This is a genomic window from Mycobacterium montefiorense (assembly GCF_025823255.1).
GTDB classification, from domain to species: domain Bacteria; phylum Actinomycetota; class Actinomycetes; order Mycobacteriales; family Mycobacteriaceae; genus Mycobacterium; species Mycobacterium montefiorense.
Map to the genome: position 1 here is coordinate 420,252 of NZ_JACKVL010000006.1, position 21,507 is coordinate 441,758.

A 21,507-nucleotide genomic window follows, 5' to 3' on the forward strand; every position below is an offset into this window, starting at 1 on the left:
GATTTGCGCTCGTCACTAGCCGTCAGCTGGGAAGCGGCTAGCGCCGAGTTATGAAAGCAGGCGTTGTCAGTTGAGTCGGCGTTTGCCGGTTCAGTCGCCAACTACTAAGCTTGGCTAAGTGATTGACGTCGTCATTGCGGGTGGCGGCCCCAACGGGCTGATGCTGGCCGGTGAACTCGCCTTGAACGGGATCCGGCCGGTGGTGCTGGAGCCGATGCCCGGCCCTAATCCCCTGCGGCGGGCCAACGGTGTCATCGGCCAAGGGGTTCGGATCCTGGACCATCGCGGCCTGTACAGCACACTCGCGGGAACCGCGGAGCCGCCGCGGCTCAATCCTCGGCCGATGTTCGCCGCCTTCGCACTGGATCTTGCGCTGATGCCCGACTCGCAGGCGTTTCTGCTGCCCGTTCAACAACCCAAGCTTGTTCAGGCGCTTGCGGACCGGGCCAACGAATACGACGTGGATCTTCGTTGGGGTCACGCACTGACCGGTTTCGATCAGGACGCAGCCGGCGTCATGGTGCAAATCGACGCGCCGGACGGCGCCTATCAGCTGCGGGCCAAGTACCTCATCGGCGCCGACGGCGGTACCAGCGTGACCCGCAAATTGGCCGGCATCGATTTTCCCGGGATGTCGTCGTACGACGTGATCGCCCGGATGGGTTTCGACGTACTGCCGCCGGCGGACTGGGTCGACCCAGTCAGCGGCGAGCTGGACATCCCCGGGTTTGGCCGAGTGCCACCCCTGCAGTTTCATCGAGCAGATCAGGGGGTCTTCGCATACGGCGCGCTCGGCGGCCGCGCGGCGATGCTCGTTTTCGAGCTGGACAAATCGGCTCGCGAGGAACGCGTTGACGACGACGACGACCAACCGCCGATGGGCTTGCCCGAACTGGAGGCCAGCGTCAAGCGTGTGCTCGGCACCGACGTCCCGCTGCGACCCGCGTCGCCGGACGCGCCGCTGGATCTGCGCAGATTTTGCGGTATCAACTCCCGAATCGCATCGCGGTACCAGGTGGGACGGGTGATCTTGGTAGGCGACGCCGCGCACGTCCATTCCCCATTGGGTGGACCGGGACTCAATCTGGGGTTGCAGGATGCGGTGAACCTTGGCTGGAAGCTCGCCGCGGTGTTGCACGGGCGCGTCGAGACCGCCTTGCTCGACACCTATGAAGCAGAGCGCCGTCCCGCTGCGGAGCGGGTCATCATGCACAGCCGCGCGCAATTAGCGCTCGTCCGGCCCGGGCCCGAGGTCACCGCGCTGCGGCAGCTCTTTTCCGAGCTGCTCACCGATTCCGATATCGCCCGTCGTCTCAGCGACCTGATATCCGGCGCTGAAAATCGGTACGGCGCCGACCCCGAGGCGCACCCGCTGACTGGGCACTGGGTGCCCGACTTCGGCGTGGCTAGCGGCGGCGCAACGAGCCGTGTCGCGGAGCTGGCCCGCACCGGACGGCCGCTGCTTCTCGATCTGACCGACACCGGCGACGTGGCTGCCGCGGTGGCGGACGTCGCGGACCAGCTCACCGTCGCCGCCGGACATGCGGATGGCGACGTGGCGGCCACCGCGCTGCTGGTGCGCCCCGACGGCTATGTGGCGTGGGCGTCGTCGGCTGCCGCTCCCGGCGCGGACGACGTGGGTGAACTGCGCGGTGCGCTCGCGCGATGGTTCGGACTGTGAGCGCTACTTCTTCGCGTTGAGTTCGTCCTGGTACTTCTTGGTCATGTGCTCGACGGCCTGATTCTGCGATTCGGCGAGCCCTTCTCGCGCTTCGCTGGCGCGTGCGGCCGCATCCACTGTCGGTTGAGACTGCCCCTGGAAGTGCGGCATCACCTCGGCGGCAAACAATTCTGCCGACCGTTTGGTGGCTGCCGGGTTGGCCCACTCGTGACCCATCTGCAGCATGCAGCCGAACCCACCCGACTGATCCCACATCCGCTGCACCTGCGCCCGCGCTCGCTCCGGAGTGCCGATCACGCCCGCGCCGTTCTCGTTGATGACGTCGATCATCTCGTCGATCTGCTCGCCCGGCATCGTCATCTGCGGGAACGCGGCCACCTTCTGGAAGTACCGGAACCAGGGCTCCAGGCCGAATTTCACGTCCTCGCGCGCTTGCTTGTCGGTTTCGGCGATGTGGAACGGCCCGACCAGGCTCCAGTTCTTGCGGTCGACCGTGGTGCCGAACGCCGCGGCGCGTTCTTCGACGATGTCCCAGTGATATTGCAGCGCGTTGAAGCCCTCGACGGTCAAGGTTGCCCCGATGGAGAGCAGGCCGATGCCGTGCTTGCCGGCCAGCCGCGCACCGGTTGGGGAGGCGACCGCGGCCACCGCCAGCGGAACCCCGCCGTCGGAGTACGGGGCCAGCTGCAGCTTGGCGTTATGCAGCTCGTGCGTCGGGGTCTTGGCGCTCACGGTCTCCCCGCCAGCAGCCGGACCACGATGTCCAGGTTGGTTTCCAACAGCTCGCGGGTGTCGGTCGGGTTCAGCCCGATCATCGACGAATCGCTGGGCAGTGAGCCGGGTCCCACCCCGCCGATCACGCGGCCGTGGGTGAGGTGATCCAGCATCATCAACCGATCGGCGACCCAGAGCGGGTTGTGGTAGCTCAGCGAGATGACGCCGGTGCAGAGCTTGATCCGCTTGGTCCGCTCGGCGGCCGCGGCGATGAAGATCTCCGGCGAGGCGATGAGTTCGCTGCCGGCTGAGTGATGCTCGCCGATCCATGCTTCGTCGAAGCCGAGAGCGTCGAGGTGTTGGACGAACTCGAGGTCCCGCTGCAACGCCAGTGTCGGGTTGGTGCCCGCGCGATGGAAGGGGGCGATGAAGTATCCGAACCTGAGCTTGGCCATCGGGCAGACCTTCCAGTCGAGTTGCGGAGAACCATAACTCAAGCTGGTAAGGCTCAGGGAGGGTCAGCGGCCTTGACCTCGCCGATCGTCTCGACCGCGTCGTTATTCGTCTCAACCGCGCTACTGGGCAGCCGAGGGACCAGATCTATCCGGCCCCTCGGCTACCGCGAGCAGATATTTGTCGCGAGGGCGCGATCAGCTGTGGCCGCAGATGTTGCCGACGCAGCCACCGCCTCCGCCGGGTCCGCCACCGCCGCCACCGACGCCCGGGATGGTGCCGCTGCCGCCGCCGGGTCCGCCGCCGCCGGTCGGGCCGCCGGGAATGCTGCTGCCGCCGCCGCCGGGTCCGCCGCCGCCAGTGGGGCCGCCGGGGACCGTGCCACCGCCGCCGCCGGGCCCGCCGCTGCCGCTCGGACCGCCGGTGTCCGGGGCAGTGGAGGGCGCGACGCTGGACGTCGAGGTGGTTGTGGTGGTTGTCGTTGTTGTGCTGCTGGGTGCCTTATTGCCGCCGCACCCAACCGCCAGCACGAGCATGGCTGCACCGCCGAAAACCGCAGCCGCCGTCCGAGCTTCCGATCTCATCAGACTCCCCACTCTCTCCGACTCTCCTGCAAACTCCTTGGTTCGTACCCACTCGCGTCGTCCGCAAACCGCGCATCGGCCTGGACATGACGATGGCCCATCTCGGGGGTGGAGATGGGCGATCGATAGACAGGTGTGCTGCGTGCGGCGGTCTAGCAGTTGAGTCCAGAGATGCAGGCGATGAGGACGGCCTGGTGGACACTGCCGGGCGCCGACGCGTTCGCTGGCGTGACGATCGAGGGCGCGTGAGTTGCCGGTGCCGCCGCGGCCGGGCTGGCACCGAGACCGCCGAAGCCGACGGCGAAAGCCAGTGCCGCAGCTGCGCCGAAGGTGGTGATGGTCATTTTGGTCTGAGACTTCATCGGTCTGTCCTCTCTGTCGGGGTGTCCATTGGGCGCTAACTTCGCCGATGGCTAAATCATACACTTGTGCAATAGTTGCTGGAAGAATAATTCGCCTAGGGATCTGAAATGTGATGGCTTTCACGCGTTGGGTGCCAGGGTTTATGAGGTTTAGCTGGGATGTCTAACGGGCCCGGGGAACCCAACCCGACGGGTACTCGTCATTGGCCTGCCCGAGTGGTGGGCATCCGGCGGCTTGTTGAGTGCCGCGATCAGCAAACCCGCCACACGGCGGCGCCACAAAGTGGCCACATCGCGGTGCTCATAGCCACGACGCAACGAAAGACTAGGGCAGCCAACCAGTTTCATGGACTGGATGGCTGCGAAGACTAGCCGTCCTTGGTGATCAGCTTCCGCAGCGCTACCCGGTCAGCTGTCAGCAGCTCGGCGATGCGTGGCTTGTTCACCTCGGCGACGATGATCTCGCCGACCTCCGGGTAGACCTCGGTGAAGATGCCGTGGGACTTCATCTTCTCGGTCTGATACAGGTTGTCCTCGGTGGGCGTCACGTAGTAGACGGCGTCGGCTTTGAAGCGGTGCACCAGCCACAGGTGGATCAAAGTCATCAGCCGCTTCTGGCGCAGCTTCTCGGCAAACGTGTTCTGGTCGCGCACCTGCAGGATGCTGCGGCCGTGCCGGTCCTTGATCGGATCGACGACGACGTTGGCCAGCGGGTCGTCATCGCTGCCGTAGATGCCGAGTTCGAGCACGTCCGAGCCGGCGCGGCGGGGCCGCAGCGTCACACGGAGTCTCTCGCCGAGCTGGTAGTGCTCGCTCCACAGCGCCAGCCACTCCTCCAGCAGCTTTTTGGGCACCTCGGTCTGCACCAAGTGCTGGTGCTGGGTCGAGCCTTTGCCCATCGCCTTCGTGGTCGCGGTGCGGCCCGAGGAGGCGGCCAACGCGGCGTCGCTGCGGGGACCGCCGACCAGAGTCTGCGGCGTCCGGTAGGGCGACTCGACCAGGCGCATCTTGCGCTGCAAGCGGGCCAGCGCGAGCATGCCGTCCTGTCTGAGGTTGGTGGCGAACTCCTCGGCGGCCACACCGTCGATCTGATGTCCGCCGTAGGTGATGAAGTTGAAGACGAAGCCCATCTTGCCGAGTTCGACGGGGAACTGCTTCATTTCCTCGTCGGTCATCCCGGTGGTGTCCCAGTTGAATGACGGTGACAGGTTGTAGGCCAGCATCTGGTCGGGGAACTCGGCGTGGATCGCGTCGGCGAACTCCTTGGCATCGGCCAGATCCGCGGTCTTGGTCTCCATCCAGAGGATGTCGGCGAACGGCGCCGCCGCGAGTGACTTTGCGATCGCGTACGGAATGCCGCCGCGGACCTGGTAATAACCTTCCGGGGTCCTTGCCAGCTCCGGGCTCCATTGTGGGGCGGCGCCCAACTCTCGCGCCTTGCCGCGGGCTGCGTAGTGCGACGTCCGCACGGCGAATTGGCGCCACTCATCGGGACTCATGCTCGCCGGCTCGCCTTCGCTTTCGCCGAACGCCAGCACGTCCGCCACGGCGTCGCTATAGGTCATCAGCCCGGCGTCGTCCTCCCAGGCGGCCACGAACCGCGATTCGGCCTGGTCGAAGAGGTCGTCGATCGAGCCTTGTCCGTTCTCGCGCCACTGGTTGATGGCTTCGGAGACCAGGCCCAGGATGCCTTGCCGCTCCAGCCACGCCGTCGCGATGTCGTACTCGCTATCGGCGAGGGCATACAGAAGATGTCCGTTGAGCCCCTTGACGCCCAGCTCGTGGAATCGCCGCATCAGCGCCAGGAAACAGCTCTTGTAGGACGGAATGTCCAGGTTGGTGGCTCCGAGCAGGAACGCCTGGTCGCGCTCGTCGGAATTGCTGTCGATCAGGTTGGCCGCCTCGGCGTCGGTGCGCGCGACGATGATGCCCGGCACACCCATGACGTCAAGCTGGAAGCGCGCGGCGTTGAGGCGCTTGATCTGTTCGTCGGACGGAACCAGAACCTTGCCGCCCTGATGACCACACTTCTTGGTACCCGGGCGCTGGTCTTCGATGTGGTAGCCGGGCACGCCGACTTCGACGAAGCGGCGGATCAGGTTGCGCACGTGCGGATCACCGCCGTGACCAGTGTCCGCGTCGGCGATGATGAACGGCCGGAAGTCATACTGCTTGGCAGTGGCGCGCTGCTGTTCGCTCATCTGCAGCCGCTGGTAACGCTGGTTGCGGTCCGCGGTGAGTAGCGCACGCACCAGCACCGCGGCATCTTCGGGCACCTGGCTCAGCGGGTAACTGGCGAGGTCGGGCCCGGGATCCTCAGTGGTGGACCCTTTGGCGGAGGTTGCCCAACCGCCCAGATAGATCCCTTCGATGCCCATCCGCTTCATGCTCACCGCCTGTCCGGGTGAGTACGGCCCGAAGGTGGTGATGCTTTTCTTCGCCGCGAAAAGCGCGCGCAGGTGCGGATAGAACGCTTTCGCCGCTTCCCGGGCCACGGTGTAGTCGGTCGGTATCGTGCCGCGTTGCTCTACTACTTGGCGGGCCGTATAGAGGCGAATGATCCCGGCAAACCGTGGGTCATCGAAGTATTGCTGCGTGGCGGCTGTCTGTTGTTCCAGGTCTTGCTCGAAGGGTGCGGAGACCTCGGTGTCCGCGTCGATGATTGCCATGGCCTTAGGCTCCTCTGTCAGCACGATTTCGCTGCACGTGAGTCTATCCCCGGACCCGATATTTCAATCATGGTTAATTGACCGGTTACCGAGCCGGGCCAAATCTGTTGCCACACCCCGTACTCCGGGGTCAAAGAACACCGATGCGGCAGGTCGGGCCCGGCGAGGCGCGGATTCCCGCTATTGCCATCCTGCTAAGGCATTGCAGGGCAACACATTTCGATGAGGCTGTCGCCGCCATGCCGGTTCGGGCCGCGGTCTGTGTCCCAGGTAGCAAACTACATAGATGGGTAAATGAAAATAAATCCATCCCAGCCAGCAAACTACGAGTAAGGTCGGTCGGGTGCAGACGGAATTCCGGTACGAGCGTTGGTATGTGCTGTTATCCACGCCGCTGGGTCTCGGGCCCAAAAGCAGCGAGGTGCGGGTCGAAGACGGGGCTCTGCGCGTAAAGATGGGCTGGGCGTTTGACGCCCGTATCCCGATCGCGTCAATCACTCGCGCCGAAGCGACCGAAGAGCGGGCCTTCACCGCGGGCGTGCACTATTCAAACGGTCGCTGGCTGGTCAACGGTTCGGGAAAAGAGCTGGTGGCATTGACGATCGAGCCTGGTGTCCAGGCGAAAGTTCCGTTCAGGTCGGCGACGCTGCGCTCGTTGGTACTCAGCGTGACCGATCCGGACGCGCTGATCGCAGCGTGCACGGTTGCGGCCGGCTAGCCCGAACGTCGTTGTAGCCAAGCCCGCTGGCGGCGGATGAACTCCGCGTCGACGATCTTCCCGTGACCTGGGACGTAGATCGCTGCGTGACCACCGATCGCCCGCACCCGATCCAGTGTTGCGGGCCACGCTGCCACATCAGAGTCGACATCGACGGCTGGGTCGGCGGACTCTTCGACGAGGTCACCGGTGAATATCACGACCCGGTCGTCGTGATCGTCCGGCCCCGGCGCAATGACGATCAAGTCCGATATGGTGTGCCCGCGGCCGGGGTGGGTGATCCTCACTACGCGGTCGCCCAGGTCGATGATGGCGTCGTAGACCCCGCACTGCGGCGGCCGCAACGCCGCAATAGCCCGGTCGATCTCGGCGGCGTCCGCGCCACAACTGAGCGCGTCGGCGCGAATCTGGTCGTGCGCCGACGACAGGTAGTCGACAACCTCCGGCGCGCAGTAGATGTCGGCTTCTGCGAATAGCGAGGAGCCCAGTACATGGTCGAAATGCTTGTGCGTCAACACAATATGGGTGACCGGGCCGCCGGTGAGCTGCCGGACGTCCTCGTCGATCGCGGCCGCCTCGGTCAGGGTGCTGCCGGTATCGACAAGTAATGCTCCAGTATGTCCGCGCACCAGGCCAATTGTGACGTCGCAGAACGGAAGCCGGCAGCGATAAACGCTGGGGGTCAGCCACTCCCAGGTGAATCGCATAGGAGAAACGTAGCGCGCGCCGGTATTGCGTTGCAGGCGCTTGACGTGTCGGGAATTCCCGACATATAGTGCGGACGTGGCGACATCGGACCGCGTTTTTCTCGCCCTGGCGAATCCGGTGCGGCGGGAGTTGTTGCAAATTCTGACGCGCCAGCAACTGTCCGCGGGTGAACTCAGTGACCGATTCGAGCTCAGTCGGCCCGCCGTCGCCGAGCACCTCAAGGTGCTGCGCGACGCCGGCCTGGTTGCCGACGAGCCGCAGGGCCGCCGCCGTATCTATCGGTTGACCGCGGAGCCGCTTGCCCAACTCGGCGAGTGGCTGCACCCGTTCGAAAAGTTCTGGCGCGGACGGCTGGCCGCGCTGGCCGATGTAGCAGCGGAGCTGGAATGAATCAGACGCCATCACCCGCGACGATCACTGTTGACCAATTCGTGGCCGCGCCCCCGGAGAAGGTGTGGCGGCTGCTCACCGAACCCGACCTGATGCGGATCTGGTGGGCCGAAGGCCAAGTAGCCGCGGTCGTCGGCCACCAGTTTGTCCTCGACATGCCCGGCTACGGCAAGCAACCCTGTAAGGTGCTCGAGGTCGATCCGCCGCACCGCTTCGTCTACACCTTCACCCCCGCTTGGACACTCACCTGGCGCTTGGAACCCGACGGTTCCGGCACCCGAGTATTCTTGGAGCACAGCGGCTTTGACCTTGACGACACCAGGATGGCTCAGGCCTTCGACCGGATGGGTCCCGGGTGGCGTGATGTCGTACTCCCCCGCCTCGCCCAGGCGGCGGCACAAGCGTAAGGAAAGGATCGCGATGCGCGCAGTCGTCATCACCAAGCACGGGGACCCATCGGTCTTACAGGTGCAGCAGCGCCCCGACCCACCCGGGCCGGGGCCGGGCCAGCTACAGGTTGTGGTCCGGGCCGCGGGGGTGAACTTCGCCGACCACCTGGCTCGCGTCGGGCTCTATCCCGACGCGCCGAAACTTCCGGCGATCGTCGGCTACGAGGTCGCCGGGACCATCGCGGCCGTCGGCGAAGGCGTCGACGCCAACCGCGTTGGCGAACGGGTCTTGGCCGGAACGCGATTCGGCGGTTACGCCGAAATCGTCAACGTCGCCGCCACCGATTCCGTGGCCCTGCCCGACGCGCTGAGCTTCGAGCAGGGTGCCGCCGTCCCGGTCAACTATGCGACGGCCTGGGCGGCGCTGCACGGCTATGGCTCGCTGCGCCGCGGCGAGCGGGTGTTGATTCACGCCGCGGCCGGCGGCGTTGGCACGGCGGCCATCCAGTTCGCGAAGGCGGCCGGCGCCGAAGTGCACGGTACCGCCTCGCCGGGCAAGCATCAGAAGCTCGGCGAATTCGGCGTGGACCGCGCGATCGACTACCGCCGCGACGGCTGGTGGAAGGACGTCGGCCCGTACGACCTGATCCTCGACGCCCTCGGCGGGACCTCACTGCGGCGCTCATATGAATTGCTGCGCCCCGGCGGAAGGCTTGTCGGCTACGGGGTTTCGTCGCTGCAGGAAGGTGAGAAACGCTCGCTGCGCAGGGCGGCTCCGCAGGTGTTGTCGATGCTGCGTGGTTTCAATCTGATGGACCAGCTCTCGGCGTCAAAGGCCGTGATCGGCCTGAACATGCTGCGTCTATGGGACGACCGCGGCACGCTGGAGCCCTGGATCGCGCCGCTGACCGAAGCCCTGCACGACGGCACCATCTCGCCCATCGTGCATGCGGCCGTCCCGTTCGACGAGGCGCCGAGGGCACACCGGATCCTGGCGGCGCGGGAGAATATCGGGAAGGTCGTCCTGGTTCCCTAGAACTTCGGCGGCTGATCTGCTATCGCTCGTCCAGAATCTGGTAGGCCGCGTTGTAGCCGGGAGTAAACGTAATACCTGGGCCGCCATGGCATCCCGCGCCGCCCAGGTAGAGACCATCGATCGGAATCGGCATGTCGAGGAAGCCTTTCGGGCCGGGACGGTTGGGGCCCATCAAATCCGGGTGCAACAGCCCGTGGCAGAAGTCGCCGGCGGGTGCGCCGAACATCGTGTTCATGTGGTAGGGCGCGAACGTGATATGGCGGATCACAATGTCTTTGAAGTTGGGTGCGAATTTGGAGATCTTGTCGATAACGCGCTGTGCCATCTCGTTTTTCAGATGCCCATGCTGGTCACGGTCGACTTCGACGGGGAACGCGTAGGCGAACGCACTCGCGGCATGCTTGCCGTGCGGCGCCATGCCGGGGTCATGCACCGAGGGGATCTGCATGCCCATTGACGGGTTGTCTGGAACGATGCCCTGCCGGCATATCTCCCATTGCCGCTGCTGCTCTTCCGGTGTCCCGAAGATACCCACCGACTGCTGCATGCCCTCTTCGTTGAGGAACTCATACGGCGGCGCGAATTCGGGCAGCCCGTCCAGCGCGAAATGAAGCTGCACGAACGAGGCCCGGTGGTCACGGTCACAGACACGTGAGACCAGTTCCGCGGGGACGTGTTCGGGTGCAATGAGCTCGGTGAGCGTTACGTCGGGCGACAGGTTGGAGACCACGATCGGCGCCGAGATCGTCGAGCCGTCCCGCAGTCGCACGCCGGATACCTTCTGATTCTCGACGAGGATCTGTTCAGCCTTGGTGCGGAAACGGATCTCGCCGCCGTGGGATTCGAACAGCTCGCGCAGGTGTTCGGTGAGTGCGCCGATGCCGCCCTTGAGCTTGGTCATCATCGGGGTGCTGTCGTCGGGCACCGCGAGCGCGAACGCCAAACATGCGGCGCTGCCCGGTGTGTAGGGGCCGCGATAGGTGGAGTTGACCGCCAAAAATGCGAGCATTCCGCGCATTACGGCGTGCTTGTCCTTGTCCGGCAGGTAGCGGTCGATCACGTCCATTGCCGACCCGAACAGCATCTCGTGGATCGCTCGGCGTTCGGCGTCATTGGTTGCGCACGCATACATCTGGTCAAGCGTCTTGGGTGGCTGGCGCACGTCGAAGCGGCCGAGCGCCCGCGCGGGCGCCTGGCTCCACCCGATCAGCTCAGCCATACCCATCACGGCTTGGACGCCGTGCTTCTCGTTCAGGTGGGTCATCAGCTGCATCGGGTCGCGGTAGAAGACCATCGGCTCTTCGCCGTTTTCGCCGATGTTGATCGACATGACTTCGGGCTCTATCGCGGGCAGTGTGTCCAGCCCGAGGTCCTTGGTGAGTTGGGAACACGTCGGAAACTGCACCGAACCGGCGATCTCATAACGGAAACCGTCGATCAGTTCGACTGTTGCCGCCATGCCTCCCGCGTACGTGTTGGCTTCCAGACACACCGTCCGCAGGCCTGCGCGCTGCAGAATCGCGGCGGCGGTCAGCCCGTTGTGCCCTGCACCCACCACGATCGCGTCGTACTCCGTCTTGCTCATGTGCTGGTCCTGCCCTCCGTCGATGGCCTGTGCGTGACAAGAATATGTCAGTACTGATATAATTGGAAGATGTCAGTTCTGACACGACCGGTGCGATACGATCGTCTCGAAATGCTCGAAATGACTGTGCTCGCGGGTAAGCCGACCAATCGCCACGAACTGCGCCGGCGATCGACGCATGAGGCGTTACGCCAAGCCGCATTGAAAAGCTTCGCCCACAAAGGATTTGCGAACGTCACCGTCACCGAACTGGCGCGCGAGGCCGGCGTTACGGAACGTACCTTCTTCCGGCACTTCCCGACCAAGGAGTCGGTGCTGTTCCAGGACTACGAGACGCAGCTGGAATGGCTAGCCGAGGCCCTCGCGCAACGGCCGGCCGCCGAGTCGCTATTCGATGCGGTGCTGGCGAGTGTCGCGGCTTTCCCGCACGACCTGGAAGTGGTCCGCCAGGCCGCGACGGCCCGCACCGAGTTGATCAGTGCGGAACGCATCGCCGGCCACTTGCGGGTCGTGCAATCCTCGTTCGCCGCGGTGCTGACCGATTTCATCAGGAACCGTAATCCCAAAGCGCCGAATCTAGATCTGAGTGCCGAGGTCGCGGGATCTGCCATAGCTGCGGCTCTCGTTGTGGCAGTGGAGCATTGGGGCCGAAATGGTTGCGTCGACGATCTTGGCGAGCTGGTGATCGCGAGTCTGGAATTGGTTCGCTCCGGCTTGGCGCCGCTGGCGTAATCCGCCGTAGGCGTCCGATACGCCGGCGGGTGCCGTGGTTCACGCACACCGAAAGCCGTAAGTACCCGACCGCTATCAGGTGCCGCAACTCGACTCGGCCGCCGTCCAGCATGCCCATGCCTGACAAGCAAAGATGCTTGACGACAGGAATTTCACAGCCGCTGCCGACGGACCTAATGTCGTAACCGAGGCGCACCGAGCAGAGGAGAACAAATGCCGCTTGTGTACATCGACCTGATCGAGGGGCGCACACCGTCGGAGGTTCGGGCGCTGCTGGACGCCGTTCATGACGCCGTCGTCGGATCGTTGGGGTGCCGCCGCGCGACCGCTACCAGGTGGCGCATACCCATCCCGACCACGAGATCGTGGCCTGGGACACCAGTCTTGGCATCGATCGCTCGGCACGGCTGGTGGTGGTCCACGTGGTGAGTAGGCGGCGCGCTCGCGCAATGAAAGAGCGATTCTACGAGCTGCTGGCGTCGAATCTGTCCGAACGGTGTGGGCTCGATCCGGCCGATCTGATCGTGTCGATCACCGAAAATGGCGACGAAGATTGGTCTTTCGGTCATGGCCGGGCTCAGTTTCTGACTGGGGAGCTCCAGTGAACAGCGCGCTGTCCACCCGCCTCACCGAGTTCTTCGGTATCGAACATCCGATCCTGCTCGCGCCGATGGCGATGGTTTCCGGCGGCCGGCTCGCGGCCGCGGTGGCATCCGGTGGCGGCCTTGGTCTGATCGGCGGTGGGTACGGCAACGCCGACTGGCTCCGGAGTGAATTCGGCGAAGCCGGCGGCGCGAAGGTCGGCTGCGGGTTCATCACTTGGAGCCTGGCTCGAGAGCCTGAGCTACTCGAACAGGTCCTCGACCGGCAACCCGCCGCGATCATGTTGTCGTTCGGCGATATTCGGCCGTTCGCCGAGCGAATCCACGCGGCGGGTGTTCCGCTGATCGCCCAGGTGCAGAAGCTGGACCAGGCGCGCCAGGCGCTGGACGTCGGCGCCGAAATCATTGTGGCGCAGGGCGGTGAGGCCGGCGGCCACGGAATGGCCGTCCGGTCTACCTTCACGCTGGTTCCCGAAGTCGTCGATCTCGTCGTCGCCGGCTCCCCCGAAACGTTGGTCGTGGCCGCCGGAGGCGTCGCCGACGGCCGTGGGCTGGGGGCGGCATTGGCACTCGGTGCCGATGGTGCGCTGGTCGGCACTCGGCTCTGGGCCAGCGCGGAGGCGTTGGTCTCGCCGCGGGCTCACCAGCGGGCCATCCCGGCCGGCGGTGACCAGACCTTCCGGACGCGCGTTTATGACGTTGTGCGACAGCTTGATTGGCCCGCCAACTACAACGCGCGAGCGCTGGGGAACGCCTTCCTCGATACCTGGCATGGCAACGAGAACCAGCTATCGGCGGTCTTGCCCGATGCGGTGGCCACCTTCGAAAAGGCGGAGCCCGAACAGGATTTCGACGCAGCCCCCATGCTCGTCGGCGAGGCGATAGGACTCGTTCGCGACATTCGCCCGGCTGCCGACATCGTGCGCGAGATGGCGGCTGACGCCGCCCGGATCTTGGGTCGGGAGTGACGTTCAGTACAGGGGCGACCAGTCCGACGTCCGCAGCAACCGACTCTCCCACTGATCGCGATACCTAAGGGCTTCGAACATGTAGCTGCCCGGCGCCCGGTACTCGGGCGGCACCTCTTTGGTCAGCAGATGGACGAGTGCCGCGTAGTTATTGGAGTCATCAATCTTCTGCCACAGCATGGCTTCTCGTCGTTGATAGCTTCCATGTGCGATTTGGAAACAGGCTTGGATGTCCAGTATTCGCATTTGTGCCGGCGCCTGAGACAGCGGCCGATAGTAGATGTCGTTCCAGGAGCGGATGTAGTCGTCGAGTGGCGCGGAAGGCCAGCCGGTGTCTTCCATGAAGAGGCTCAGCGGATGTGTTCCCGCGTCGGTAGGTACGGTCGCCAGGTCGACCGACTGCAACGGGGACCACGCCACCGGCAGCAGCAGCTTTCCCGTCACCTCGTGGCGCAGGTTGTCGAGTTCACGCATCCACGGCCGCAGATCGCCCCGCTGGGTACGCCGCGCAAGACTCTCCCAGGACGCGCCATCGGCGATGCCCGTGATCGTGACCACGGTGTAGGAAGGCCCGGTGCCGTGCGTGTGGTTGGTGTACCAGAGCAGCCGAGCATTGTCTTCGGTGGCCAGCGTGGGCATCCATCCCTCGCGGTAGGCAGCCTCGAACTCGTCTTGCCGTGTACCCACCACTTTGTGGGTCTCGTGCAGAAACAGCACTTGGACTCCTAGGTTCAGGCGCCATCCGCGATCAGCGTGGCGAGCTGATCGCGGTTGACCTTCCCGGTTGCGCTATAGGGGATGCTGTCGATGATCGTCAATCGCTCGGGGAGCTTGAAGTACGCGATCAACTCGCGACAGTGGGCCCGCAACTCGTTGAGGGTCACCGGGCTGCAAATCACCACGGCGGCACCGACTCGTTGGCCCAACTCGTCGTCGGCGATCCCGGCGACCGCGACATCACTGACTGCCGGATGTGAACGCAATGCTTCCTCGACCTCGATCGGTCCGAATTTCTCTCCCCCACGATTGATTGTGTCCTTCAGCCGTCCGCTAGGAAAGATGTAGCCGTCGGCATCTTGGCGGGCGAGGTCACCGGTGTGCAGCCAGCCTTCGGTGACGTTCTGGGTGGTGTTCACCCACAACTCGCCGACCGCTCCGGTGTTGACGTCGTTGCCGGTGTCGGGGTCTACGACGCGCACTTCGACTCCGGGTAGTGGCCGGCCGACGGAAGCGGCGCGCGCCGGATCGAGGTGATCCTGCGGCATCAAAGTCGTGTAAGCGCCCAGGGTTTCGGTCTGGCCGAATACGTTGGCGAACCCCACGTGCGGCAGTGCTGTCATGGCCCTGCGCACCAGAGTCAGCGGCGCGGCCGCGGCCCCATACGCAATGGCGATCAGGGACGACAGATCGGTGCCGGCGAAGTCGGGATGATCGAGGATCCGCTGCAGCATTGTCGGCACCATGAATGTGGTGCTGACGCGGTGCTCCGATACCAGACGCAGCCACTCGCCGGCGTCGAATCGCTGCTGTATCACCGCGGTGTTGCCCGAATACAAGCTGCCGAGGACGCCCAGCGCGCCACCGACATGGAAGAACGGAACGGTCAGCATGCTCACCGAGGGTTTCGCGCCCACCCGGAAGGGTCGCGACATTCCGGTGATGCGTCTGGTGAGCTGACGTTCGGTGATACTGACGCTCTTCGGGAGTCCCGTTGTGCCACTGGTGAATAGAATCAACGCATCGCGGTCGTCAGCGGCATCGGGATCGGGTTCGACGGCGGGTGAGTTCGACCCGGGGCCACCCGTGAGATCGGTGAGCGTCAATACCGTGCGGGCACCCGATTCCCGGACCCGATCGACGTACTGCTCCCCCGCGACAGTCACCTCGGCGCAGCCGGCATTCGTGCGCAGACCTTGCAACTCGGGCGGCGTCAGTGCGGGATTCATCAGCGCCGGCGCTGCGCCGACGCGCGCCGCGCCGAGCAAGGCGGCAACCGCCAGCAGACTGCCACCATCGACGACGGCGATGCGCTGTCCGGGTGTGACACCGTGTGCGGCCAGACCCGTCGCGCACTGCCGCACTGCCGTCGCCAGGTCGCCGTAACTGACGGTGCGCTCGCCGACGACGAGCGCAGGCCGGGCGGGATCGCCGCTGGCGGCGGCGTCATGGATCGTCCCGGTGTTCATCGCGGCCGCAGTACCCCTTAGAAAAGAGGCGACCACTCGGAGGTGCGCAGCAACCGGCTACTCCACTGATCGCGCAGGTCCAGGGCGTCGTACATCCAGGTGCCCGGCGCGCGGTACTCGGCGGGGATCGGAGGTGCGCAGCAACCGGCTACTCCACTGATCGCGCAGGTCCAGGGCGTCGTACATCCAGGTGCCCGGCGCGCGGTACTCGGCGGGGATATGGCTGCGAAGCAGGTCGAGCAGCGCGTCCGGCCTGCTGATGCGCTGCATCAGGATCACCGCGCGCCGCACGTGGCTGCCGAGTGCGGGCTGGAATGCGGCGTGCATCGTCAGCATCGAGGACGGTTCCTCGAGACTTCTGGCGTACACCTCACCGCAGCGGACGATGTATTCCTCGAACTTGTCCTCGTAAGGCCACATGGTGTCTTCCATGTAGAGGGTCATCTCGTGCTCTCGCCCGTCGACCGGCACCTCGTCGAACTGCACTTCACCAAGTGGTGACCACGGCAGCGGCATCAGTAGCTTGGCGTCCACCTCGTGGCGGAGTTCGTCGAGACCGCGCATCCAATCCTGAAGGTCGCCCTGCTGCACCCGCAAGGTCAGCCGTTCCCACGCCGCTCCGTCGCGGACGGCCGTCACAGTGACGACGGTGTACGCGGGTCCGCTGCCATGCGCCTGGTTGGCGTACCACAGCAATCGAGCGTCGTCACCGCTGGCGAGTATCGGCATCCAGCCGTCGCGGAACGCCGCCTCGAAGTCGTCTTCCTTGCGGCCGCGCACCGTGTGTAGCTCGTGCATGAACAGCACGCACAGACCTCCGTTCGCGGCGTTGGGCTGCAAGCCGCTTCACGGACGGTAAACCCCGGCCGTATGGCACGTCCAGACCGGGTTAGTCATATGCACAATTAGGCCCGGTCGGTGGCCTAGACAGCCGAGTTGAGAATCTGGTTTGCTCAAGTCGGCACCGTCGTTACCGGGCAGGAGATTTCCCATGGCAAGGCTCGAGGTGCCGGACGGCCCCGGTGGTGAAGCCGCCATGATCTGGTCGCTGCGTCCGCAACTCGGCGGCATGGTCGAACGCATGATCCGCGGCGCCTATCAGCAGAGCATTCTGCCGGCCGACGAGCGCGAGCTGGCCAGAATGCGGATCGCGCAGATCAACGACTGCGTCGCCTGCTCGGGCTTCCGCGCCCAGTCGGTGCTGGAGGCCGGCGTGGCACCCGAGCTTTACGACAACGTCGCCGCATATGCCACCTACCCGGGCTACACGCGGCGCCAGCGTCTTGCCATCGAGTACGCCGAGCGTTTCGCCAACGATCATGCGTCCATGGATGACGCATTCTTCCAACGACTTCGAGAATCATTCTCCGACAAGGAGATCCTGGATCTCACGCTGTGCGTCGCGGTATTCCTCGGCCTGGGACGCTCCCTGACGGTGCTGGGCGTCGACCATTCCTGCGCCATCGACCTCTAACCAAGCATCTGAAGGGAACCCATGGACATCGCTACCGTCGACGAACTGCTGAGCACCACACGGTCGGTGCGCAAACGCCTCGACCTGAGCCGGCCGGTCAGCCGCGACGTGATTCTGGAGTGCATCCAGCTGGCGATGCAAGCGCCCACGGCGAGCAACACACAGGACTGGCGTTGGCTGGTGATCACCGACGCGGACAAGCGCGCGGCCATCGCCGAGATCTACCGCAGCATCGGCTCCCAGTACCTGGCGTACGCGGCTGACAACGCGACGGACCCGCAGACACAGCGGGTGTACCAGAGCGCGATGAGCCTGACCGAAACGTTGGGGCAGGTTCCGGTGCACGTTATTCCCTGCCTCACCCAGCGCATCGAGACCGCGGAGCCCGGTATCGCAGCGGCGGCCTGGGCGTCGATCATTCCGGCGGGTTGGAGCTTTCTGCTGGCGCTTCGCTCCCGTGGCCTGGGATCGGTGTGGACGACGATGCATCTGTTCAAGGAGCGGGAGGTGGCCGAGCTGCTCGGCATCCCACCCACCGTTACCCAGGCCGCGCTGTTCCCCGTCGCTTACACGATCGGTACCGACTTCCGGCCGGCCACGCGGCCGCCCGCGGAGACCATCACCTATTGGAACAGTTGGATACCGGCTGATGGAGAAGGCTGATGCAGTCCTACACCGTGCGATTCCACGTCGACGCGCCGCCGAAAAAAGTCTGGCGAGTGCTGCATCCGCCGGCGCCGCCGAACGCCCCGCGCCCGCGGGTGCTCAAGTGGCCGACCGGCAGCATGGAAATCCTGAACGAGGGCAACGAAGCCGGCGAGGGCCTGGTCCGCACCTGCATTTTCGAAGTGCCTAAATATCTGCTGACCAGAGGTAGGGCGCGTTCCTGGGAGACCGTGACCGAAGCGGAGCTCAACAAGTTGTCGCGATATGTGGCCGTGGGTGCCCCGCTGTGGTCGCGCGCCGAGGGTTATCACCAACTTGAAGAGCAACCCGACGGCACCACCGTGCTGACGTTCCACGAGACGTATCACGCCTACAACCCGGTGCTGCGCCTCTTCCTCGAACGGGCGGTGCACGCGAAAATTTCGCGGGACAACCTCGACACGTATGAGCATGCGCTCGGCTATGCCGGCACAGTGCGGCGGCTGGCCTAGGCGTTGGCGAAGCTGCTCGGCTGATTTCACAACGACGTGAATTAGGTTCTCGACCCCGGTATCCTCGATTTCTATGGGTGGAGTAGCTATTGCGGCAAGGTTGGCTGCTGCGAGTCTGATGGTCACGGGCTGGGCCGCGTCCACAGTCGTTGCCAGCGCCGATCCGGACGACACACGGGGGCCGGCACCGGGGCCGTCATCGGCACCGCCATCGCCGCCGGCGTCACCGGCACCTGCAGCGTCGCCCTCGGCAGCACCGTCATCGGCGCCGCCCGGCGAGCCGAAGACCGTCATGGACAAAGACGGCCTCTATGCGGTGGGTACCGACATCGTGCCGGGCATTTACAGCAGTGGCGGCCCCATCGGCAACGGCACCTGTTACTGGAAACGCACGTCCAACCCTGACGGCGCCCTGATCGATAACTCGCTCAGCAAAAAGCCGCAGGTCGTCAGGATCGACCCGGCGGACAAGGCGTTCAAGACGGACGGCTGCCAGCCCTGGCAGCTGACCCCGGACGCCAGCCCGCCCCCAGACGTCCCCGGGCCGGTCGCAGGCGCCCAGGTACAGGGCATCATCGGCACTCTCAACGGGCTGCTCGCGCCGAACGGACAGCGGGTACCCGGTACCTGATCGCCGGACGGCGGCCGCTAGCCGCAGTCCCCGATCGCCGCGTTTTGGATAGCGTGGCGTCCGTGCTCAGTACGCAACAGATCGTCGTCGTCGGTGCCGGAGTCAGTGGACTGACGTCGGCGCTGTGTCTGGCCGAGGCGGGCTGGCCGGTTCGGGTATGGACCGCGGCAATGCCAAAGCAGACGACCTCGGTGATTGCCGGTGCGGTGTGGCTTCCGCCGCGGCCAGCCGAACGCGCTACGGAAACCCTGGCGTGGACCGAATATTCACTCGGGGTGTTTCGCGAACTGGCCACCGATCCCGACAGCGGCGTGCAGATGTCGCCGGCGCTCAGCGTCAGCGAGTTGACCGCGACCGAGGCGATGTCGTCTGCCGCGCAGTCGATCCCCGAGTTGCGGCCGGCTGAGCCTGCCGAGCTGCCGGCGGGCTTCGAGGTCGGGTTCCGTGCGACCCTGCCGATGATCGACATGCCGCACTACCTTGACTATCTGAGGCAGCGACTTGCCGCGGCCGGCTGCGAGATCGAAGAACATCCCGTCCAGTCGTTGGCGGAAGCGGCCGACGCCGCACCGATCGTGATCAACTGTTCCGGCCTCGGCGCAAGGGCGCTGGTGGGCGACGACACGGTGCGGCCGCTGTTCGGCCAGCATGTTGTCCTCGCCAATCCTGGTCTGCGGCAACTGTTTCTAGAGATCAACAACGGTCCGGAGTGGGTCTGCTATTTTCCGCACCCGCAGCGCGTGGTGTGCGGCGGGATCAGCATCCCCGATCGCTGGGACACCACTGCAGACCCCGACATCACCGATCGCATCCTGGCGCGCTGTCGTGGGATCGAACCGAGGCTTGGCGAGGCCGAGGTGCTCGAGACGATCACCGGGCTGCGGCCCGATCGGCCTTCGGTGCGACTGGAAGCCGAGTCGCTCGGGCGGGCCCGTTGCATCCACAACTACGGCCACGGTGGCAACGGCGTGACGCTGTCCTGGGGTTGTGCGCGCGAGGTAATGCGCCTGGTCAGCCCTGATCGTTGACCGGAGACAGTGCCGTCTCCACGGTTGTGTATGTCGGCAGCAGCGGACGCAGTCCGCAGGCGGCAATGGTTCTGGCCACGATGGGCTGGCAGGTGACCAGCCGCAGCGTGACGCCGCGATGGCGACACTGCGTCGCCTCGTGCGCCAGCGCTGCGTACCCGCACGACCCCATGAAATCGAGGTCGCAGACGTCGATTACGAACGGTCCGGGCGCGACGGTTTCCGCGCCACCGCGACTCAGCACGTCCTGCCACGCCCTCTCGTTGCTGGCGTCGATGTCACCGCCGACGCGGACGACCACCGAGGAACCGGTGCGCTCGGTAACCGTGCGCAGACCGCTTGGTGCATTGCCAAGATACGACCCGTTGTGGGGCCGTGAGAATCCAATTGCGGCAGTGTCCATCTCTGCGACATCCCGTCGTCGTGGGCAGTATCAGGCGACGCCGTCCTTTTCCCGAAAAGGACGGCAGGGTTGTCGGCAAAGCGACCCCCGTCGGTTTTACGTCGTTGCTAAGCATATGTGCAATTGAGATTTATCGACGTGAAATTGCACAAATCGCCCAGTTTCCCCGCGCCGGCTCGCGGCCGAAGGGCACTGAAACCCTTACTATTTCAGTAACGGTAGCAAAACGAACCGAAACGGCGGCACACCGGTGAGCATCGATTACGCGCTTAACGCTCACATTGCCACTATTACGATCAACCGCCCCGAGACACGCAACTCGCTGGATATGGAACATTTCCGCGATTTGGCGCACGCATGGGCCGACTTCCGCGACGACGACGGTGCGTGGGTCGCCGTCGTCACCGGCGTCGGGCGAGATTTCTGCACCGGCGGGCGGATCTGAAGAAATTCATTCCGGAACTGACCGGCGACCTTCCCAAACCCGACGGGTGGGACGCCCTTGACGCCATCCACGCCGTGCTCCATCGGTTCCCGGTGTACAAACCGATCATCGCGGCGGTGAACGGCACCTGCGTGGCGGGCGGCTTTGAGATGTTGGGCTGCACCGACATCCGCATCGCCGTGCCCGAAGCGCGATTCGCGGTGATGGAGCCCAAGCGGGGGCTTTTCGCCGGTGGCGGCAGCACCGTGCGGCTGCCGCGCCAGATTCCCTATGCCCTGGCGATGGAGCTGTTACTGACTGCCGACATGGTGGACGCGCAACGGGCCCTGGCCATGGGGCTGCTCAATCGGGTGGTCCCGGCAGACCGACTGATCGATACGGCCTATGACTACGCCGAGCGCATCGCGGTTAACGCTCCGCTCGCGGTGTTCGCGACCAAACAGTCTGCGGTAGAAGGGCTGACGCTTGACCTCGAGGCGGCCTACGACAACGAGACTCGGCACAGCGACCGGGTTTTCGAGACGGAGGACGCCAAGGAAGGTCCGCGCGCCTTCGCCGAGAAGCGACCGCCCCGATGGCTGGCGCGCTGAGG

At 65.0% G+C, this 21,507-nt stretch carries 24 protein-coding genes and 2 pseudogenes; 16 read left to right on the forward strand and 10 right to left on the reverse strand.

What is annotated here, in order from left to right; genetic code table 11:
• The first annotated feature begins 118 nt into the window (after positions 1-118).
• A complete protein-coding gene (locus H7K34_RS03820; RefSeq protein WP_264060093.1) occupies positions 119-1,681 on the forward strand; it encodes an FAD-dependent monooxygenase in 1,563 nt (520 codons plus the stop codon).
• Between the two features lie 3 nt (positions 1,682-1,684).
• Here H7K34_RS03820 and H7K34_RS03825 read toward each other — a convergent pair.
• The 4 genes and pseudogenes from H7K34_RS03825 to aceA form a co-directional block, all read right to left on the reverse strand.
• Positions 1,685-2,850 (reverse strand): annotated as a pseudogene (locus tag H7K34_RS03825) (LLM class flavin-dependent oxidoreductase).
• Between the two features lie 195 nt (positions 2,851-3,045).
• Positions 3,046-3,432 carry a hypothetical protein gene (locus tag H7K34_RS03830; RefSeq protein ID WP_264060095.1) on the reverse strand — a complete coding sequence of 129 codons (387 nt, stop codon included), beginning with the start codon at positions 3,430-3,432 and terminating at the stop codon, positions 3,046-3,048.
• 152 nt (positions 3,433-3,584) lie between these two features.
• Positions 3,585-3,794 (reverse strand): hypothetical protein, encoded by a 210-nt coding sequence (locus tag H7K34_RS03835; RefSeq protein WP_264060097.1) that lies wholly within the window; start codon positions 3,792-3,794, stop codon positions 3,585-3,587.
• A 368-nt stretch (positions 3,795-4,162) separates the two neighbouring features.
• Positions 4,163-6,463: an isocitrate lyase ICL2 gene (gene aceA / locus H7K34_RS03840; RefSeq protein ID WP_264060099.1), complete on the reverse strand. Its 2,301-nt coding sequence runs from the start codon at positions 6,461-6,463 to the stop codon at positions 4,163-4,165.
• A 343-nt stretch (positions 6,464-6,806) separates the two neighbouring features.
• On the opposite strand from aceA, the gene H7K34_RS03845 reads away from it, so the two are divergent.
• Positions 6,807-7,181 carry a hypothetical protein gene (locus H7K34_RS03845; protein WP_372510676.1) on the forward strand — a complete coding sequence of 125 codons (375 nt, stop codon included), beginning with the start codon at positions 6,807-6,809 and terminating at the stop codon, positions 7,179-7,181.
• On the opposite strand, the gene H7K34_RS03850 is transcribed toward H7K34_RS03845, so the two are convergent.
• Entirely contained in the window at positions 7,178-7,888 is a 711-nt protein-coding gene (locus H7K34_RS03850; RefSeq protein ID WP_264060102.1) for an MBL fold metallo-hydrolase, read from the reverse strand. The two genes, H7K34_RS03845 and H7K34_RS03850, sit on opposite strands and share 4 nt — an antisense overlap.
• Positions 7,889-7,964: 76 nt before the next feature.
• Between H7K34_RS03850 and H7K34_RS03855 the strand changes: the two genes are divergently transcribed.
• Genes H7K34_RS03855 through H7K34_RS03865 form a run of 3 tightly spaced genes read left to right on the forward strand, consistent with a single transcriptional unit; the run spans position 7,965 to position 9,704 of the window.
• Positions 7,965-8,279 carry an ArsR/SmtB family transcription factor gene (locus H7K34_RS03855; protein WP_264060104.1) on the forward strand — a complete coding sequence of 105 codons (315 nt, stop codon included), beginning with the start codon at positions 7,965-7,967 and terminating at the stop codon, positions 8,277-8,279.
• A complete protein-coding gene (locus H7K34_RS03860) occupies positions 8,276-8,686 on the forward strand; it encodes an SRPBCC family protein (protein ID WP_264060112.1) in 411 nt (136 codons plus the stop codon). Before H7K34_RS03855 ends, H7K34_RS03860 begins: the two co-directional genes overlap by 4 nt.
• 13 nt (positions 8,687-8,699) lie before the next feature.
• Positions 8,700-9,704 (forward strand): zinc-binding dehydrogenase, encoded by a 1,005-nt coding sequence (locus tag H7K34_RS03865; RefSeq protein ID WP_264060117.1) that lies wholly within the window; start codon positions 8,700-8,702, stop codon positions 9,702-9,704.
• Between the two features lie 19 nt (positions 9,705-9,723).
• Here H7K34_RS03865 and H7K34_RS03870 read toward each other — a convergent pair whose 3' ends face one another.
• Entirely contained in the window at positions 9,724-11,289 is a 1,566-nt protein-coding gene (locus H7K34_RS03870) for a phytoene desaturase family protein (RefSeq protein ID WP_264060120.1), read from the reverse strand.
• Between the two features lie 120 nt (positions 11,290-11,409).
• Between H7K34_RS03870 and H7K34_RS03875 the strand changes: the two genes are divergently transcribed.
• The 4 genes and pseudogenes from H7K34_RS03875 to H7K34_RS03890 all read left to right on the forward strand — a co-directional run bounded on the left by H7K34_RS03875 (position 11,410) and on the right by H7K34_RS03890 (position 13,591).
• A complete protein-coding gene (locus tag H7K34_RS03875; protein WP_264060537.1) occupies positions 11,410-12,021 on the forward strand; it encodes a TetR/AcrR family transcriptional regulator in 612 nt (203 codons plus the stop codon).
• Between the two features lie 213 nt (positions 12,022-12,234).
• A pseudogene (locus H7K34_RS26860) lies at positions 12,235-12,297 on the forward strand (tautomerase family protein); the annotation flags it as partial.
• 35 nt (positions 12,298-12,332) lie between these two features.
• Positions 12,333-12,626 carry a tautomerase family protein gene (locus H7K34_RS26720; protein ID WP_264060121.1) on the forward strand — a complete coding sequence of 98 codons (294 nt, stop codon included), beginning with the start codon at positions 12,333-12,335 and terminating at the stop codon, positions 12,624-12,626.
• Positions 12,623-13,591, forward strand: a complete 969-nt coding sequence (locus tag H7K34_RS03890) for an NAD(P)H-dependent flavin oxidoreductase (protein ID WP_264060124.1) — start codon at positions 12,623-12,625, stop codon at positions 13,589-13,591. The genes H7K34_RS26720 and H7K34_RS03890 overlap by 4 nt, the downstream gene beginning before the upstream one ends.
• A gap of 3 nt (positions 13,592-13,594) precedes the next feature.
• Here H7K34_RS03890 and H7K34_RS03895 read toward each other — a convergent pair whose 3' ends face one another.
• Genes H7K34_RS03895 through H7K34_RS03905 form a run of 3 tightly spaced genes read right to left on the reverse strand, consistent with a single transcriptional unit; the run spans position 13,595 to position 16,575 of the window.
• Positions 13,595-14,308, reverse strand: a complete 714-nt coding sequence (locus H7K34_RS03895; RefSeq protein ID WP_108923662.1) for a hypothetical protein — start codon at positions 14,306-14,308, stop codon at positions 13,595-13,597.
• 14 nt (positions 14,309-14,322) lie between these two features.
• Positions 14,323-15,777 carry a class I adenylate-forming enzyme family protein gene (locus tag H7K34_RS03900; RefSeq protein WP_264060126.1) on the reverse strand — a complete coding sequence of 485 codons (1,455 nt, stop codon included), beginning with the start codon at positions 15,775-15,777 and terminating at the stop codon, positions 14,323-14,325.
• 57 nt (positions 15,778-15,834) lie between these two features.
• Positions 15,835-16,575, reverse strand: coding sequence for a hypothetical protein (locus tag H7K34_RS03905; protein WP_264060538.1), 741 nt, complete (start codon positions 16,573-16,575; stop codon positions 15,835-15,837).
• A gap of 193 nt (positions 16,576-16,768) precedes the next feature.
• Between H7K34_RS03905 and H7K34_RS03910 the strand changes: the two genes are divergently transcribed.
• From H7K34_RS03910 to H7K34_RS03930, 5 genes are all read left to right on the forward strand, one after another.
• Positions 16,769-17,251 carry a carboxymuconolactone decarboxylase family protein gene (locus H7K34_RS03910; protein WP_264060128.1) on the forward strand — a complete coding sequence of 161 codons (483 nt, stop codon included), beginning with the start codon at positions 16,769-16,771 and terminating at the stop codon, positions 17,249-17,251.
• A gap of 21 nt (positions 17,252-17,272) precedes the next feature.
• Positions 17,273-17,914, forward strand: coding sequence for a nitroreductase family protein (locus tag H7K34_RS03915; RefSeq protein WP_108923658.1), 642 nt, complete (start codon positions 17,273-17,275; stop codon positions 17,912-17,914).
• Positions 17,914-18,408: an SRPBCC family protein gene (locus tag H7K34_RS03920; RefSeq protein ID WP_264060132.1), complete on the forward strand. Its 495-nt coding sequence runs from the start codon at positions 17,914-17,916 to the stop codon at positions 18,406-18,408. The genes H7K34_RS03915 and H7K34_RS03920 overlap by 1 nt, the downstream gene beginning before the upstream one ends.
• A gap of 73 nt (positions 18,409-18,481) precedes the next feature.
• Positions 18,482-19,039: a hypothetical protein gene (locus tag H7K34_RS03925; protein ID WP_264060133.1), complete on the forward strand. Its 558-nt coding sequence runs from the start codon at positions 18,482-18,484 to the stop codon at positions 19,037-19,039.
• Positions 19,040-19,101: 62 nt separating this feature from the next.
• Complete coding sequence (locus H7K34_RS03930) at positions 19,102-20,067, forward strand: FAD-dependent oxidoreductase (protein ID WP_264060134.1); 966 nt, start codon at positions 19,102-19,104, stop codon at positions 20,065-20,067.
• On the opposite strand, the gene H7K34_RS03935 is transcribed toward H7K34_RS03930, so the two are convergent.
• The gene (locus H7K34_RS03935; protein ID WP_264060135.1) at positions 20,051-20,470 is read right to left on the reverse strand and encodes an anti-sigma factor antagonist; all 420 of its coding nucleotides are present in this window, start codon (positions 20,468-20,470) and stop codon (positions 20,051-20,053) included. The two genes, H7K34_RS03930 and H7K34_RS03935, sit on opposite strands and share 17 nt — an antisense overlap.
• Before the next feature lie 250 nt (positions 20,471-20,720).
• Between H7K34_RS03935 and H7K34_RS26725 the strand changes: the two genes are divergently transcribed.
• Both H7K34_RS26725 and H7K34_RS03945 read left to right on the forward strand, forming a co-directional pair.
• Positions 20,721-20,915 carry an enoyl-CoA hydratase/isomerase family protein gene (locus H7K34_RS26725; protein ID WP_264060137.1) on the forward strand — a complete coding sequence of 65 codons (195 nt, stop codon included), beginning with the start codon at positions 20,721-20,723 and terminating at the stop codon, positions 20,913-20,915.
• The gene (locus H7K34_RS03945; RefSeq protein WP_264060139.1) at positions 20,858-21,505 is read left to right on the forward strand and encodes an enoyl-CoA hydratase/isomerase family protein; all 648 of its coding nucleotides are present in this window, start codon (positions 20,858-20,860) and stop codon (positions 21,503-21,505) included. The genes H7K34_RS26725 and H7K34_RS03945 overlap by 58 nt, the downstream gene beginning before the upstream one ends.
• Positions 21,506-21,507: the final 2 nt, after the last annotated feature.